The organism is Nocardia sp. NPDC019219, assembly GCF_040632645.1.
In the GTDB taxonomy this organism is placed as follows: Bacteria; Actinomycetota; Actinomycetes; order Mycobacteriales; family Mycobacteriaceae; genus Nocardia; species Nocardia sputorum.
In genome coordinates this window covers 1-14,319 of sequence record NZ_JBEYCG010000018.1, presented here as the reverse complement: position 1 = coordinate 14,319, position 14,319 = coordinate 1, and the positions used below count along the sequence as shown (strand labels likewise).

Sequence of the window (14,319 nt, the reverse complement as noted above, 5' to 3'; positions counted from 1 at the left end):
AAGCAGGTCACAGGGGTGGTTGCGCCCCCGGCAGGAATCGAACCTGCGACCTAGGGATTAGAAGGCCCTTGCTCTATCCAACTGAGCTACGGAGGCAGCGGGTTCCACGATGGCCGACATTGGCCGTGCTGTCCAGCGCGTCGATTATAGCGACCGTCCAGGTGGCTGGGTTCTTAGCGTTAGCAACGTTTCAGCCATCCCGAGACAGTAGGTGACGCGCCGGTGGTGATCCGCGGCCAGGATATCGGTACAAACCCGACCGGGCCACGGAATACTCGCCGAACTACGCTCAGTCGTATGTCGTCCGTCCCCACCTCGTCCGCCGCTCCCCGAGCCGAGGCTGCCCGGTCCGGGGCGACGTTCGCGACGGTCACCGCGCTGGCCGGCGCCATCGCGGCGGTGGTCGCGGCGCTCGTGGTGGGGCTGTCGGCGGCGCAGGCGCTGAGTCTGCTCGGCATCCCCGACCCGGGCGCGCCGACCACCTACGGCCTGCCCGCGATCCGGGCGCTCGCCGATCTGTCGGCGGCGCTGACGGTCGGTTCGCTGCTGTTCGCGGCCTTCCTCGTCCCACCGCAGCGCAACGGGCTGCTGGACGTCGGCGGGTACCGCGCGGTGCGCCGGGCGTCCAACTTCGCGGTGCTGTGGGCGTGCTGCGCGGCGCTCTTGGTACCGCTGACTGTTTCGGACACCACGGGGCAGCCGGTGGGGCAGGTGTTGCGGCCGGATGGTCTGTGGCGGGCGATCGGTCAGATCGAGCTGGCCGGGGCCTGGCGGACGACCGTCGTCTTCGCTCTGATCGTCGCGGTCGGTTGCCGGCTCGCCCTGCGCTGGGGCTGGACCCCGGTTCTGCTCGGCGCCGCGATCGCCACCATGATGCCGCTGGCGCTGACCGGCCATTCCTCCTCGGGCGGGTCGCACGACGTGGCGACCAACAGCTTGATCCTGCACCTGGTCTCCTCCGCGGTGTGGGTCGGCGGCCTGTTCGCGGTGCTGGCGCATGCCGTGCGCGGGGGCGCGTACACCGACGTCGCGGCGCGGCGCTTCTCGCTGACCGCCACGGTCGCGTTCGCCGTGATCGCCGTCAGCGGCGTGATCAACTCCTGGGTCCGGGTGCCGCTGGACGAGCTTTTGACCAGTACCTATGGCAGGTTGGTGCTGGCCAAAGCCGTGGCGTTGGCGATACTCGGCGTGTTCGGCTATCTGCAGCGCCGCGCCGCGTTGCCCGCCCTGGCGGCCGATCCCGGCGACCGCACGGCGCTGATCCGGTACGCGGGCGTCGAGGTGCTGATCTTCGCCGCGACCATCGGCCTGGCGGTGGGGCTCGGTCGCACGCCGCCGCCACCGCCGGATTCCGTCCCGACTCCGGTCGAGGTGGAACTGGGCTACGACCTGGCCGGGCCGCCCGGCGTCGCCCGCCTGCTGTTCGACTGGCGGTTCGATCTGATCTTCGGGACGTTGTCGATCGTGCTCGCGGTGCTCTACCTGCTCGGCGTGCGGCGCCTGCGCGCACGGGGTGACGTGTGGCCGGCCGGGCGGACGCTCGCCTGGCTGTCCGGCTGTGTGGTGCTGCTCGTCGCGACCTCCTCCGGCGTCGGCCGGTACTCGCCCGCGATGTTCAGCGTGCACATGGGTGCGCATATGGCGTTGTCGATGCTCGCGCCGATCCTGTTCGCGCTGGGTGGTGCGGTGACGCTGGCGCTGCGCGCGCTGCCACCGGCGGGTCGCGGCGGCGTGCCAGGTCCGCGGGAATGGCTGCTCGCCGCGGTGCACAACCCGGTGTCGCGTTTCCTGACCCACCCCATCGTGGCCTCGGCGATCTTCGTCGGCGGGTTCTACGCGCTGTACCTGGGCGGCATCTTCGACGCCTACGCCGACTCGCACGCCGCGCACCTGCTGATGAACCTGCACTTCCTGCTCAGCGGCTACCTGTTCTATTGGGTGGTGATCGGCATCGATCCCAAGCCGAGGCAGGTGGAGCCGCTGACCAAGCTGGCCATGGTGTTCGGCTCGCTGCCGTTCCACGCGTTCTTCGGCATCGCGCTGATGAGCATGACCACGGTGCTCGGCGGCTGGTTCTACCGCGGTCTCGGTCTCGGCTGGAACGGCGATCTGCTCGGCGACCAGCGCACCGGCGGCAGCCTCGCCTGGGCCAGCGGTGAAGTGCCCCTGGTGGTGGTGATGCTGGCGTTGCTGATCCAATGGTCGCGCAGCGACCAGCGGCTCGCGCGGCGCACCGACCGCGCCGCCGAACGCGACAACGACGCCGCTCTCGCCGCACACAACGCGATGTTCGCCGAGCTGGCCAAGCGAGATGGAGAAGTGCGTAAGTGAGTGAACGCGCCACCATGGTCTCCCCACACAGACCGGCCGGGCGGGTGGAACGGTCGCACGTGCGATCGGCACGCAAGCGGCTGGCGGGCCGGATCCGCAAGACGCCCGTCTTCCACACGTCCGTGGCGAGCCCGTCGGGCCCGGTGCCGGTGACGATGAAACTCGAGCACCTCCAGCACGGCGGCACGTTCAAGGTGCGCGGCAGCCTCAACGCGTTGCTGGAGTCGGGCGAGGGCGTCGATGAGGTGGTGATCGCCTCCGGCGGCAACGCGGGCATCGCGGCCGCGCTGGCCGCGGCACGGCTGGACAAGAGCTGCACGGTCGTCGTCCCGGAGACGGCGCCGCACACGAAGGTCGCCGCGATGTGGTCGCACGGCGCCGAAGTGCTCTGGCACGGCACCACCTACGCCGAGGCATTGGCGCACGCGACGGACCTGGCCACCGAACGCGGCGCGCTGTTGTTGCACGGCTACGACCTGCCCGCGGTGGTCGCGGGCATCGGCGTCGTCGGGCTGGAACTCGAAGAGCAGGTGCGCGGGCGTCCGCCGGTGCTGGCCGCGGTGGGCGGGGGCGGACTGGTGGCCGGGATCGCGGCCGCGATCGGGCGCCGTCAGCAGGTGATCGGGATCGAGCCCGAGGGCGCGGCGGTCCTGCGCGCAGCGCTGGCCGAGGACCGTCCCGTCGACATCGTCGGGTCCGGAATCACGGTCGACACCCTGGGGCCGACGCGGATCGGTGACATCGCGCTCGACCTCGCCCGCAGGCACGACGTGCGGTCGCTGCTGGTGAGCGACGACGCGATCACCGCGGCGCGCGAGTATCTGTGGCGCGAATTCCGCATCCTGGTCGAGGTGGCGGGCGCCGCGGCGCTGGCGGCCGTGCACAGCGGCGCGTACGTTCCCGCGCCGGACGAGCGACCGGTGATCGTCCTCTGCGGAGCCAATACCGACGTGGCGGTGTTCTGACCGCGCGAGCGTGAAAGCTCGTTTTTCACATTCAGGGGAGTTGTGCACATTCCGGGAACGGGTCGCTCGGCTTTCGCGGAATCGGCGCACCCTGGAAGTGCCTCCTGGAGGGGGAGGAAATCCGGGCAGACCCGGATCCGAATGTGAAGGGGCGTAATCATGTACGAGGCGAACGCGACCGTGATCGGAACGATCGCCACCCATCCGGTCAAGCGCGATCTGACCAATGGCGAGCAGGTGGTCACCTTCCGGCTGGCGAGCAATTCCCGTCGGCTGGATCACACGTCGGGGCAATGGGTGGACAACGGAACGTTGTATCTCACCGTCAGCTGCTGGCGCAGGCTCGTGGCCGGTGTCGACGCGTCCCTGCGGCGCGGCGATCCGATCATCGCCTACGGCCAGCTGCGTTCGCACGAGTACCGCAGCAAAGACGGCGTCGAACGACGGGATCTGGAGATGCGCGCGACCGCGGTGGGACCCGACCTGTCCCGCTGCACCGCGCAGGTGACGCGGTGGTCCGACCTGCCGTCACGGAATACTTCCGAGGCTTCCAGCGCTGAAGGTCGGGTGCCGGTCGGTGACGCGCCGGGGGAGAATGTCGCTACCGCCGGTTCGGCGCCGGCTCGCGGCAGCGCGCCCGAGCCTGTCGACGCTTGATCGCACGACCGGTCTTCGTCCTGGCGGCAGGGTAGCTCTGCTTCGTCCGCTCATCTCTCGCACCGATAGGCTTCACACTTATGGCTGAGTTCATTTACCAGATGAAGAAGGTTCGCAAGGCGCACGGCGACAAAGTCGTGCTCGACGATGTCACCTTGAACTTCCTTCCCGGCGCCAAGATCGGCGTCGTCGGCCCGAACGGCGCGGGTAAATCCAGCGTGCTGAAGATCATGGCCGGACTGGACCAGCCGAACAACGGCGACGCGTTCCTCGCCGCCGGCGCCACCGTCGGCATCCTGCAGCAGGAACCTCCGCTCAACGAGGAGAAGACCGTCCGCGGCAACGTCGAGGAGGGCATGGGCGAGATCAAGGTGAAGCTGGATCGCTTCAACGAGATCGCCGAGCTGATGGCCACCGACTACTCCGACGAGCTCATGGAGGAGATGGGCAAGCTCCAGGAAGATCTGGATCATGCCGACGCGTGGGATCTGGACTCCCAGCTCGAGCAGGCGATGGACGCGCTGCGTTGCCCACCGCCGGACGAGCCGGTCACCAACCTCTCCGGTGGTGAGCGCCGCCGGGTGGCACTGTGCAAGCTGTTGCTGAGCAAGCCGGATCTGCTGCTGCTCGACGAGCCGACCAACCACCTGGACGCCGAGAGCGTGAACTGGCTCGAGCAGCACCTGGCCCAGTACCAGGGCGCCGTGCTCGCGGTCACCCACGACCGGTACTTCCTGGACAACGTCGCCCAGTGGATCCTCGAGCTGGATCGCGGCCGCGCCTACCCGTACGAGGGCAACTACTCCACCTACCTGGAGAAGAAGGCCGAGCGGCTCGAGGTGCAGGGCAAGAAGGACCAGAAGCTGCAGAAGCGGCTCAAGGAAGAACTCGCCTGGGTGCGTTCCGGTGCGAAGGCCAGGCAGGCCAAGAACAAGGCCCGTCTCGGCCGGTACGAGGAGATGGCGGCCGAGGCCGAGAAGATGCGGAAGCTGGACTTCGAGGAGATCCAGATCCCCGCGGGCCCGCGCCTGGGCAACGTGGTGGTGGAGGTCGAGCACTTGGACAAGGGCTTCGGCGACCGCCAGCTGATCAAGGACCTGTCGTTCACCCTGCCCCGTAACGGCATCGTCGGCGTGATCGGTCCCAACGGCGTCGGTAAGACCACGCTGTTCAAGACCATCGTCGGGCTCGAGCAGCCGGACAGCGGCGAGGTGAAGGTCGGCGAGACGGTCAAGCTGAGCTACGTCGACCAGAACCGCGCGGGCATCGATCCGAAGAAGACGGTCTGGCAGGTCGTCTCCGACGGCCTGGATTACATCGAGGTCGGCCAGCAGGAGATGCCGTCGCGGGCCTACGTGAGCGCATTCGGCTTCAAGGGCCCCGACCAGCAGAAGCCCGCGGGCGTGCTGTCCGGTGGTGAGCGCAACCGGCTGAACCTGGCGATGACCCTCAAGCAGGGCGGCAACCTGATCCTGCTCGATGAGCCGACCAACGACCTCGACGTAGAGACCCTCGGCTCGCTGGAGAACGCGCTGGAGAAGTTCCCCGGCTGCGCCGTGGTCATCTCGCACGACCGCTGGTTCCTCGACCGCACCTGCACCCACATCCTCGCGTGGGAGGGCGACTCCGACAACGAGGCCAAATGGTTCTGGTTCGAGGGCAACTTCGAAGCCTACGAGGCCAACAAGGTCGAGCGGCTCGGCCCGGAGGCGGCCCGCCCGCACCGGGTGACGCACCGCAAGCTGACCCGGGGCTGATTTCACCGCGGAGTGGGTGCACGGGCCGCACCCACTCCGCCCCGGCAACTCTCCGCGCCCGTCCCCGTTCGATATGGGCGACGGCCGGACCGGATGTCGGCGAGTCGATTTCGCCGTGTGCGAACCCGCTGCCACTGCGGGCGTGCGTACGGCGTCGGGGCGGCTACTGCCTGGTGTTTGCTGATGTGCCGTGGGAGGCGGCGAAGCCGGAGAGCAGAGCCGGAAGGGGAATCGAACGCTCGCGGGGGGACGGCGCGAAAAGTCTTTGTCGCGAACGCGGAACAGGAGTGACACCTACCCGTGCGTAGCTCGCTAGGGTGGGAGACGTGAATGCGCAGGCGCAGTTCGAGCAATCGGTGGCTTCGGCCGCCGGCGCGGTGGTCGAGCTGACCCGAGGTACCGGTGCGGCGCCGCTGCCGCCACGGATGCGACCTGTAGCGCTCACCTGACGTTAGCGGGTCCGATTCTGTGTTGTGGTCCGAGGTCGTCGCCTGCGACCCCGGCACACGAGCGGCGAATTCCGCGGTCGTGGTGAACACCCGGATGTCGAAAGGGATTTCACCCACGCGTCATCGGCGCACAGATACCCTCGGACCGGCGTCACTTTGTTACGGAACCGATATCCGAGGGAGTTGGCGAAAAATGACCGTCTCGTCCGAATTGTCCAGCGCGGCGTGGGCCGCGGGTTTGCCGCAGTCGCTGCGCGGCGAACTCGCTGCGCTCGAGGAGGCGTACTTCCGCCACGTCGACGCGGGCGATGTGGACTGTGCGATCACCGGCATCACCCAGATCTTCCGCAGGCACCTCGAGCTGGCGGTGACGCGCCGCCCCGGTCGCGCGCTGGTGCGGGTGTATCACCCGGATGACGGCTCCGGAATCGGTGCGGCGGTGCAGATCGTCACCGACGACATGCCGCTGCTGGTGGAGTCGATCAGCTCATCGCTGAGCCGGATCGGCGTGAGCGTCAGCGAGATCATCCATCCGATCTTCGAGGTCGAGCGGGACGAGCAGGGACAGCTCACGCACGCCGCGGCGCACGAGGTGGACGGAACCGGCGCCGCGGGCCTGCGCGAATCCTGGATGCACGTGCAATTGCACCCGTCGACGAGTGCGGCGCTGCTGGCCAAGGTCGAAGCCGCGGTGCCGGACGTGGTGGACGACGTGCGCCAGGTGATCGGCGACACCGAAGCCATCGAGGACGTGCAGAGCAAGCTGGCCGACGACCTGGACCTGGCCGCGCAATCCGGGTCCGCGCCGTTCGCGCCGACCGAACTGACCGACACCGCCAAGCTGCTGCGCTGGCTGGCCGGGGGGAACTTCACCCTCCTCGGCTACGCGCGCTACCGGCTGAACACCGACCAGGGCCGGGAGATGTCCACCGTCCTGCCCGCCACCTGCCTCGGCGTGCTGCGGCCGGACGTGGGCACCGACTTCCACGTGCCGGTCAACGGCGGTGACCGCCCGCTGCTGACGCTGACCCAGGGGCTGGTCCCCGCCACCGTGCATCGTGCGGTGTACCCGTACTTCGTCAGCGTCGCCGACTTCGACGCCGACGGGACGGTCGTCGGTGAACACCTGTTCATCGGTGTCTTCACCGTCACCGCCGTGCACGAGAACGTCCTGGACATCCCCGTGATCGAGCGCCGGGTCCGCTCGGCGATCGAGGAGAGCGGATTCGACCTGGATTCGTTCTCCGGCCAGGCGATGCTCGAGGTCATCCAGTCCTTCCCGCGCACCGAGCTGTTCTCCGCCGACGGCGAGACGCTGCGCCGCACCGCCACCGCCGTGCTCGGCGTGAGCCTGCGCCGCCAGGTGCGCCTGTTCCTGCGCGCGGACACCTACGGGCGCTACGTCGCCTGCCTGGTCTATCTGCCTCGCGACCGATACACCACCAGGGCGCGACTGGAGATGCAGGACATCTTGGTCCGTGAACTGGGCGGGGTGTCCATCGACTACTCCGCGCGGGTGGGCGAAAGCGACTTGGCGCGGGTGTATTTCACGGTGCGCATGCCGGAGGCCGAACTCGGCGTTCCGCGCCGCACGACGCCCGCCGCCGACACGTCCGAGCCCAACCGGCTGCGTTTGCAGGCTTTGCTCGCCGAGGCCATCCGCACCTGGGACGACCGCTTGAACGACGAGGTGAGCACGTCGACGGTGCTCGATCCCGCCGTGGTCCAGCGGTACGCGGAAGCCTTCCCCGAGGGCTACAAACAGGATTTCGCCGCGGCCCGCGCGCTGGCGGACATCGTGCGGCTGGAGCGGCTGCGCGACGGACGGATCGATCAATATCTGTATCGGAAGCCGGACTCGGCGCCGGGTTCCTGGCGCTTCACGCTGTATGTCGGCGGCAGCGGTATCTCCCTGAGCCAGGTGCTTCCGCTGTTGCAGAGCCTCGGCGTCGAGGTGGTCGACGAGCGGCCGTACCAGCTCGAGCTGGAGGCAGCCGCCGACGGCGGAGCCGGCGGTGAGCGGTGGATCTACGACTTCGGCCTGCTGGCCCGCCCGGAGCTGCTGCGCAGCTCGCTCGATCGGGATCTGGACGCGGAACTGCTCGAGTCCTCCAAGCGCGCCGATGTGCTGGAGGCGGAGGTGCGCGGGCTGCGCGAGCGGTTCGTGGAAGCCTTCGAGGCCATGTGGTACGGGCGCGCGGAGGCGGACGGTCTCAACGAACTCGTGCTGCGCGCCCGGCTGCCGTGGCGGGCCGTCTCGATCCTGCGTACCTACGCGAAGTACCTGCAGCAGGCCGGTTTTCCGTACAGCCAGGCCAATATCTGCCGGGTGCTGCTCACCTATCCGGATATCGCGCGCCTGTTCGTCGACTTGTTCGCGGCGCGTTTCGATCCCGACACCGTCTCTCCCGAGCGCGCGGAGGAACTGGATGCCCAGGTGCGCGGGCGGATCGACGAGGTGGTCAGCCTGGACGCGGACCGCATCCTGCGCGCGATCCTCGGTCTGATCAAGGCGACGCTGCGCACCAACTACTACGTGACCGACGTGGAAGGAAACCCGCGCGACTACGTCTCGGTGAAGGTCGAACCTCGGGAAATCGCCGAATTGCCGAAGCCGAAGCCGCAATTCGAGATCTTCGTGTACTCGCCGCGGGTGGAGGGCGTGCATCTGCGCTTCGGACCGGTGGCCCGCGGTGGACTGCGGTGGTCGGACCGGTTGGAGGACTTCCGCACCGAGATCTTGGGCTTGGTCAAAGCGCAGGCGGTGAAGAACGCCGTGATCGTGCCGGTGGGCGCCAAAGGCGGGTTCGTGGTCAAGCAACCGCCCGCGGCCACGGGCGATCCGGTTGCCGACCGGCAGGCGTTGGGCGCGGAAGGCGTCGCGTGCTATCGCACGTTCATCTCCGGCCTGCTGGACGTCACCGACAACGTGGACCGCGCCAGCGGGCAGGTGCTGCCTCCTGCTCGGGTCGTGCGGCGCGATGGTGACGACACCTACCTGGTCGTGGCCGCCGACAAGGGCACGGCGACGTTCTCGGATATCGCCAACGACGTGGCGCAGAGTTATGGCTTCTGGTTGGGCGACGCGTTCGCTTCGGGTGGTTCGGCGGGTTATGACCACAAGGCCATGGGGATCACCGCCAAGGGCGCGTGGGAGAGTGTGAAGCGGCACTTCCGCGAGATGGAGATCGACACTCAGACCCAGGATTTCACCGTCGTCGGTATCGGTGACATGAGTGGTGACGTGTTCGGCAACGGGATGTTGTTGTCGGAGCACATTCGCCTGGTGGCCGCGTTCGACCACCGCCACATCTTCCTGGATCCGGATCCGGATGCGGCGCGTTCCTATCGGGAGCGGCAGCGGATGTTCGCGTTGCCCAGGTCGTCGTGGGCGGATTACGACACCTCGCTGATCAGCCCCGGCGGCGGTGTCTGGGACCGCACGGTGAAGTCGGTGCCGATCAGCCCACAGGCCAGGGCGGCCCTCGGCCTGGGCGATGACGTCGTCTCGCTGTCGCCGCCGGAACTGGTCCGCGCGATCCTGCTGGCCCCGGTCGATCTGCTGTGGAACGGCGGTATCGGCACCTACGTCAAGGCGAGCACCGAAACCAACGCCGACGTGGGCGACAAATCCAACGACCCGGTTCGCGTCAACGGGAACCAGCTGCGGGTCAAGGTGATCGGGGAGGGCGGCAACCTGGGCGCGACGGCGCTGGGCCGCATCGAGTTCTGCCGCAACGGCGGCAAGATGAACACCGACGCGCTGGACAACTCGGCGGGCGTGGACTGCTCCGACCACGAGGTCAACATCAAGATCCTGCTCGACGCCGTCGTCTCCGGCGGTCAACTGTCGCCGGACGAGCGCAATCCGCTGCTGGCCTCGATGACCGACGAGGTCGCGCAGATGGTCCTGCGGGACAACGTGGCGCAGAACTTCCTCATGGGAATCTCGCGCACCGAGGCGACGCAGATGCTGAGCGTGCAGATGCGGCTGATCGAGGATCTCGAAGAGCGGCGGGGCCTCGATCGCGAACTCGAGGCGCTGCCCTCGGATCAGGAGATGAAGCGCCGGCTGGAGGAAGGCTCCGGACTGGCCTCGCCGGAGCTGGCCAATCTCCTGGCGCATGTGAAGCTGTCGCTCAAGTCCGATCTGCTCGATTCCGACCTGCCCGACAGCCAGTACTTCGCCACCCGGCTGCCGGATTACTTCCCGACGCCGCTGCGCGACCGATTCGGCGCGGCGATCAAGCGACACCGGCTGCGGCGGGAGATCGTCACCACGATGATCGCCAACGAGATGGTGGACTACGGCGGCATCACCTACGCGCACCGGCTGAACGAGGAGGTCGGCGCCACCACCACCGACGCGGTGCGCGCCTTCGCGGCGGCGAGCGGAATCTTCGACCTGCAGGAGAGGTGGGCGCGTATTCGCGCCTGCGACGCGCCCACCGCGGTGCGTGACCTGCTCGAACTGGAGACCAAGCGCACCCTGGACCGGGCGTCCCGCTGGCTGCTGAGCAACCGGCCGCAGCCGATCGCGGTGGGTTCGGAGATCAGCCGGTACCGCGCCGACGTGCGGGCTCTCGCCCCGAAGGTCCCGGGGTGGCTGCGCGGACATCACGTGTTCACGCTCACCGACCGGTCCGCCGAGTTGATCGCCCGTGGCGCGCCGACCGACCTGGCCACCGAGGTCTTCGGCCTGCTGCACCTGTTCCCGCTGCTGGACATCGTGGACATCGCCGACATCACCGACCGGGACGGCGACGAGGTCGGGTCGCTGTACTACGCGCTCAACGATCACCTCAAGATCGACTGGTTGCTGCAGGCGGTCAGCCACCTCGAACGCGGTGATCGCTGGCATGCGCTGGCGCGGCTCGCGTTGCGCGACGACATGTACGGATCGCTGCGCTCGCTGACCCTCGATGTGCTGTCCGGCGGCGACCCCGAGGAGACGGCCGACGAGAAGATTGCATACTGGGAGTCGAAGAATCAGTCCCGCCTCGGCCGAGCCAGGGCGGCGCTGTCGGAATTGTTCGAGTCCGGAACCCACGATCTCGCCACGTTGTCGGTTGCAGCGCGGCAAGTGCGGAGCATGGTGAGCGGGGTGGGCGCTCAATCGGAGGTACCACGTTGACGAGTTCGGTGAGCGGCAGCGGAAAAGCGTCGGGCAGTCTCGTGCTGCCCAGGCGTTTCCACGCCAAGGTGGACGTCAGGTGGTCGGACATGGACGTGTTCCAGCACGTCAACCATGCCCGCATGGTGACGCTGCTGGAAGAGGCGCGGATTCCGTGGCTGTTCGAGGACGGCCGCCCGACCGCCCCGCTGCGCGAGGGTTGCGTCCTCGCCGACCTGCGGGTCCGGTATCGCGGTCAGCTGCGGCACGAGGACACGCCGCTGGATATCGCCATGTGGATCGAGCAGTTGCGCGCGGTCGACTTCACCATCGGTTACGAGGTGCGGGCGGCGGGCGCGCAGCCCGATTCGCCCGCGGCCGTGGTCGCGTCCACGCAGATCGCGGCGTTCGACATGCGGGCGCAGCGGTTGCGCAGGCTCACCGATGCCGAGCGTGATTACCTGTCCGAATGGATGGAGTGAGCGTCGGCGCTGGTCGAACACCGACGGCGGAGCGGCCGTGATGACGGAACAACGAGTGCTGCATGTGCCCGATCCGGCGGAGCGAGAGAATCTCGCGACGTTTCTGACCAGGGCCGTGCGGCTGGACCCGGCGACGGTGGTGCGTCTGCGCCGCCGCGGGGAGAAGTACGTCGCGGCCTGGGTGGCGACGGGTTTCGAGGCGTTGGCGATGCGCACCGTGGTGGCCGAACTCGGCGTCGACGACGTGACGGTCGGCGCCGATCTCGTGTTGGCCGGTTCGGCGAGCGGCAGCCCGATCGACCTCGGATACTCGATGGACTCCGCGTGGCGTGGCGCGTTGCCGCCCACGGACGGGTTCGCGCACGTCGATGACGTGCCCGCGCGCACCCTCGTCGACCTCGCCGAGCAGGGTGCGCAGCTGGCGAAGGAACACGGCAGTGGCCATGGCCCACCGGCCTCGCTGCTCGATCAGGCGGTGCTGACCGTGTCCGGCGCGGGCACCCGGGTGGAGGTGCCGATGCGAGTCGTCTTCGCGCTCACGGCGATGGACTTCATCCCGCATTCGGGGGAGAAGGCCGACCCCCGCCGCATCCCGCCGTCCGAGATCGTGCGCGTCCGGGCGACGAAGACGTGGCTGCGGCTCGACGCTCGCTACGGTTCGGTGGCTCGCCGTCTGGGCGGAGCAATCCCGCTGCTGCCGCACTGACCGCGCGGATCCGACGAACGTCGCCGGATCACGGACTGAAATCCGAAGTAGCACAAACGTGCACGGGTGCGATCGATAGGTCGGGCGGCGCCGTCGGCAGGAGGGGACGGCGCCGCCTCAGTGGTGGAACCGGTTGTGGCGCAGATTCGGGGCGTTCACGAGACGCCGAGCACGCGCAGGAGTGCCGTTGTCGCGGCGGCCGCGACAATGACCAACAGAATGGGTCGTCGGAACCACGCCACCGCTCCGCCGACGAGAACCCCTGCGGGCATGGCGTATCCGAGGTCCGCGGTGCCGAGCGGCAGGGTGGTCACGGCCACGAGGGCGGTGAGCAAGACGACAGCGCCGATCTCCAGCAGACGCACCACCCGCGCCGGAAGGCGCACTCGGTCGCGCAGCGCGGGCCCGGCCCAGCGATACGCGTAAGTGCCCGCGGCGAGTGCGACGATTCCGGCCGCCAGCATCACGCCGCTCCCAGCGCGGTCGCGGGTTCGGGCTTCTCCCGCGCCGCGACGAGCACTCCGGCCAAGGCGAGCAGGACGGGCAGCCCCGTGGGCAGAAAAGGAGCGCTCAACAGCGCGATCGAGCTGCCCGCACCGACCGCTGCGAGCGTGGTCCGATCGCGCAGCGCGGGCAGCACCAGCGCGAGCAGGACTGCCGGGAACACCGCATCGAGGCCGAGCGCCGAGGTGTCGGTGACTACGGACCCGAGTATCGCCCCGATGGCAGCGCCGCCGGGCCAGGCGAGCAGCACACCCGCGCCGGTGATCCAGTAGGCCGCCCGCCTGCGTGGCGCGTCGGGCTGTGCGATGGTCATCGCGACGGACTCGTCGTTCATCAGATGAACGCCGAGCGAACGGCGCCACCCGGTCCCGACCGCGTCCGGAACCGACAGTCCGTACGGCACATGCCGCGCGTTCACCAGCAGTCCCGCCAGCACCGCTGCGATCGGACTGCCACCCGCGGCGACTATCCCGAGGAAGAGGAACTCCGAGCTCCCCGCGAGCACCACGCACCCGAGCAGGACGGGCAGCCAGGCCGGGAAGCCCGCCGCGACCGCGGTCGCCCCATAAGAGATCCCGATGACACCGACAGCGAGGCACACCGCTCCGATGCCGGCCAGTTCGTCCCGGCCGAGTGTTCGCCATATCGAACGCATGTTGTTTATGGTGAACACGGCGGAGTGCTTCGTCAACCCGGTTTCTGTCCCGGTTCGGCCGGGCAAACGACGTCGCGACAGGGCCTACACCACAAACCATCCAGCAGCCCACCCCGCCGACAGCCCCCGAACGCAGGGCATAATCACGGCAGCAGAACACGTAAACAACCCTGGGGACGCAATCGGACGGCACAACTACGGCAAACAACCAGGCGGACCAACGGCGACAACCTGATCGGGATAGCGCAACCACGGCCGAACCAAGCGGACGGCGCAACCGTGGCACCGTCAGTAGGCGGCGCAAGGCGTAATGGCGTACCGCGCGGCACTATGGCAACGCGCGCAGGTGGGTACACCGTGGCAATGTCGGCAGGCGGCGCAACAGCGGCAACGCAAGCCGCGGCACCATGGCAACGTCAGCAGGTGGGGTACACCGTGGCAATGTCGGTAGGCAGCGCAACAGCGGCAACGCAAGCCGCGCGCACAGCTACGGGAACGCGAGCAGGCGGCGTCACCCGCTGAAACGTGGTTGCTGGCGAAACCGCCGGACGCAACCACACGGCCCGATCACAGGTTTCCAGCGAAGCGAGACCTAGCATCGTCCGTTCGCGGCCCGGCTCGCGTCCGAGCGGCCGCCGCGTCCGCGACGAAGTCGCCAGCGGCGGTCCGAGCGCGGCCCTGATCGCGGCGGAACCCGCAC

The 14,319-nt window shown here is 68.5% G+C and carries 10 protein-coding genes and 1 tRNA gene; 8 read left to right on the top strand and 3 right to left on the bottom strand.

All coding sequences use genetic code 11. From position 1 onward, the window contains the following. Positions 1-22 precede the first annotated feature (22 nt). A tRNA-Arg gene (locus ABZ552_RS27565) sits at positions 23-96 on the bottom strand. Between the two features lie 201 nt (positions 97-297). On the opposite strand from ABZ552_RS27565, the gene ABZ552_RS27560 reads away from it, so the two are divergent. From ABZ552_RS27560 to ABZ552_RS27525, 8 genes are all read left to right on the top strand, one after another. Then, a complete protein-coding gene (locus ABZ552_RS27560; RefSeq protein ID WP_281916854.1) occupies positions 298-2,331 on the top strand; it encodes a cytochrome c oxidase assembly protein in 2,034 nt (677 codons plus the stop codon). Positions 2,332-2,345: 14 nt separating this feature from the next. Beyond that, the gene (locus ABZ552_RS27555; protein ID WP_281881113.1) at positions 2,346-3,296 is read left to right on the top strand and encodes a serine/threonine dehydratase; all 951 of its coding nucleotides are present in this window, start codon (positions 2,346-2,348) and stop codon (positions 3,294-3,296) included. Between the two features lie 159 nt (positions 3,297-3,455). Beyond that, on the top strand, positions 3,456-3,953 hold the full coding sequence (locus ABZ552_RS27550) for a single-stranded DNA-binding protein (protein WP_281875042.1): 498 nt from the start codon (positions 3,456-3,458) through the stop codon (positions 3,951-3,953). Between the two features lie 80 nt (positions 3,954-4,033). Then, positions 4,034-5,710, top strand: coding sequence for an energy-dependent translational throttle protein EttA (ettA, locus tag ABZ552_RS27545; protein ID WP_159842372.1), 1,677 nt, complete (start codon positions 4,034-4,036; stop codon positions 5,708-5,710). A gap of 326 nt (positions 5,711-6,036) precedes the next feature. Next, positions 6,037-6,159 (top strand): hypothetical protein, encoded by a 123-nt coding sequence (locus ABZ552_RS27540; protein WP_281875041.1) that lies wholly within the window; start codon positions 6,037-6,039, stop codon positions 6,157-6,159. A gap of 193 nt (positions 6,160-6,352) precedes the next feature. Further along, positions 6,353-11,293 carry an NAD-glutamate dehydrogenase gene (locus ABZ552_RS27535; protein WP_281916857.1) on the top strand — a complete coding sequence of 1,647 codons (4,941 nt, stop codon included), beginning with the start codon at positions 6,353-6,355 and terminating at the stop codon, positions 11,291-11,293. 8 nt (positions 11,294-11,301) lie between these two features. Then, positions 11,302-11,754, top strand: coding sequence for a thioesterase family protein (locus tag ABZ552_RS27530; protein ID WP_063025023.1), 453 nt, complete (start codon positions 11,302-11,304; stop codon positions 11,752-11,754). A 40-nt stretch (positions 11,755-11,794) separates the two neighbouring features. Beyond that, on the top strand, positions 11,795-12,460 hold the full coding sequence (locus ABZ552_RS27525; RefSeq protein WP_281875039.1) for a hypothetical protein: 666 nt from the start codon (positions 11,795-11,797) through the stop codon (positions 12,458-12,460). Positions 12,461-12,615: 155 nt separating this feature from the next. Here the strand turns inward: ABZ552_RS27525 and ABZ552_RS27520 are convergent, their stop codons facing one another. Both ABZ552_RS27520 and ABZ552_RS27515 read right to left on the bottom strand, forming a co-directional pair. Next, positions 12,616-12,924: an AzlD domain-containing protein gene (locus tag ABZ552_RS27520; RefSeq protein WP_357440726.1), complete on the bottom strand. Its 309-nt coding sequence runs from the start codon at positions 12,922-12,924 to the stop codon at positions 12,616-12,618. Beyond that, positions 12,924-13,619, bottom strand: coding sequence for an AzlC family ABC transporter permease (locus tag ABZ552_RS27515; RefSeq protein ID WP_281916859.1), 696 nt, complete (start codon positions 13,617-13,619; stop codon positions 12,924-12,926). Before ABZ552_RS27515 ends, ABZ552_RS27520 begins: the two co-directional genes overlap by 1 nt. Positions 13,620-14,319 lie beyond the last annotated feature (700 nt).

Coding starts and splice junctions, on each gene's coding strand:
- ABZ552_RS27560 (WP_281916854.1), top strand. CDS start 298: ATGTCGTCCGTCCCCACCTCGTCCGCCGCTCCCCGAGCCGAGGCTGCC.
- ABZ552_RS27555 (WP_281881113.1), top strand. CDS start 2,346: ATGGTCTCCCCACACAGACCGGCCGGGCGGGTGGAACGGTCGCACGTG.
- ABZ552_RS27550 (WP_281875042.1), top strand. CDS start 3,456: ATGTACGAGGCGAACGCGACCGTGATCGGAACGATCGCCACCCATCCG.
- ettA (WP_159842372.1), top strand. CDS start 4,034: ATGGCTGAGTTCATTTACCAGATGAAGAAGGTTCGCAAGGCGCACGGC.
- ABZ552_RS27535 (WP_281916857.1), top strand. CDS start 6,353: ATGACCGTCTCGTCCGAATTGTCCAGCGCGGCGTGGGCCGCGGGTTTG.
- ABZ552_RS27525 (WP_281875039.1), top strand. CDS start 11,795: ATGACGGAACAACGAGTGCTGCATGTGCCCGATCCGGCGGAGCGAGAG.
- ABZ552_RS27520 (WP_357440726.1), bottom strand. CDS start 12,924: ATGCTGGCGGCCGGAATCGTCGCACTCGCCGCGGGCACTTACGCGTAT.
- ABZ552_RS27515 (WP_281916859.1), bottom strand. CDS start 13,619: ATGCGTTCGATATGGCGAACACTCGGCCGGGACGAACTGGCCGGCATC.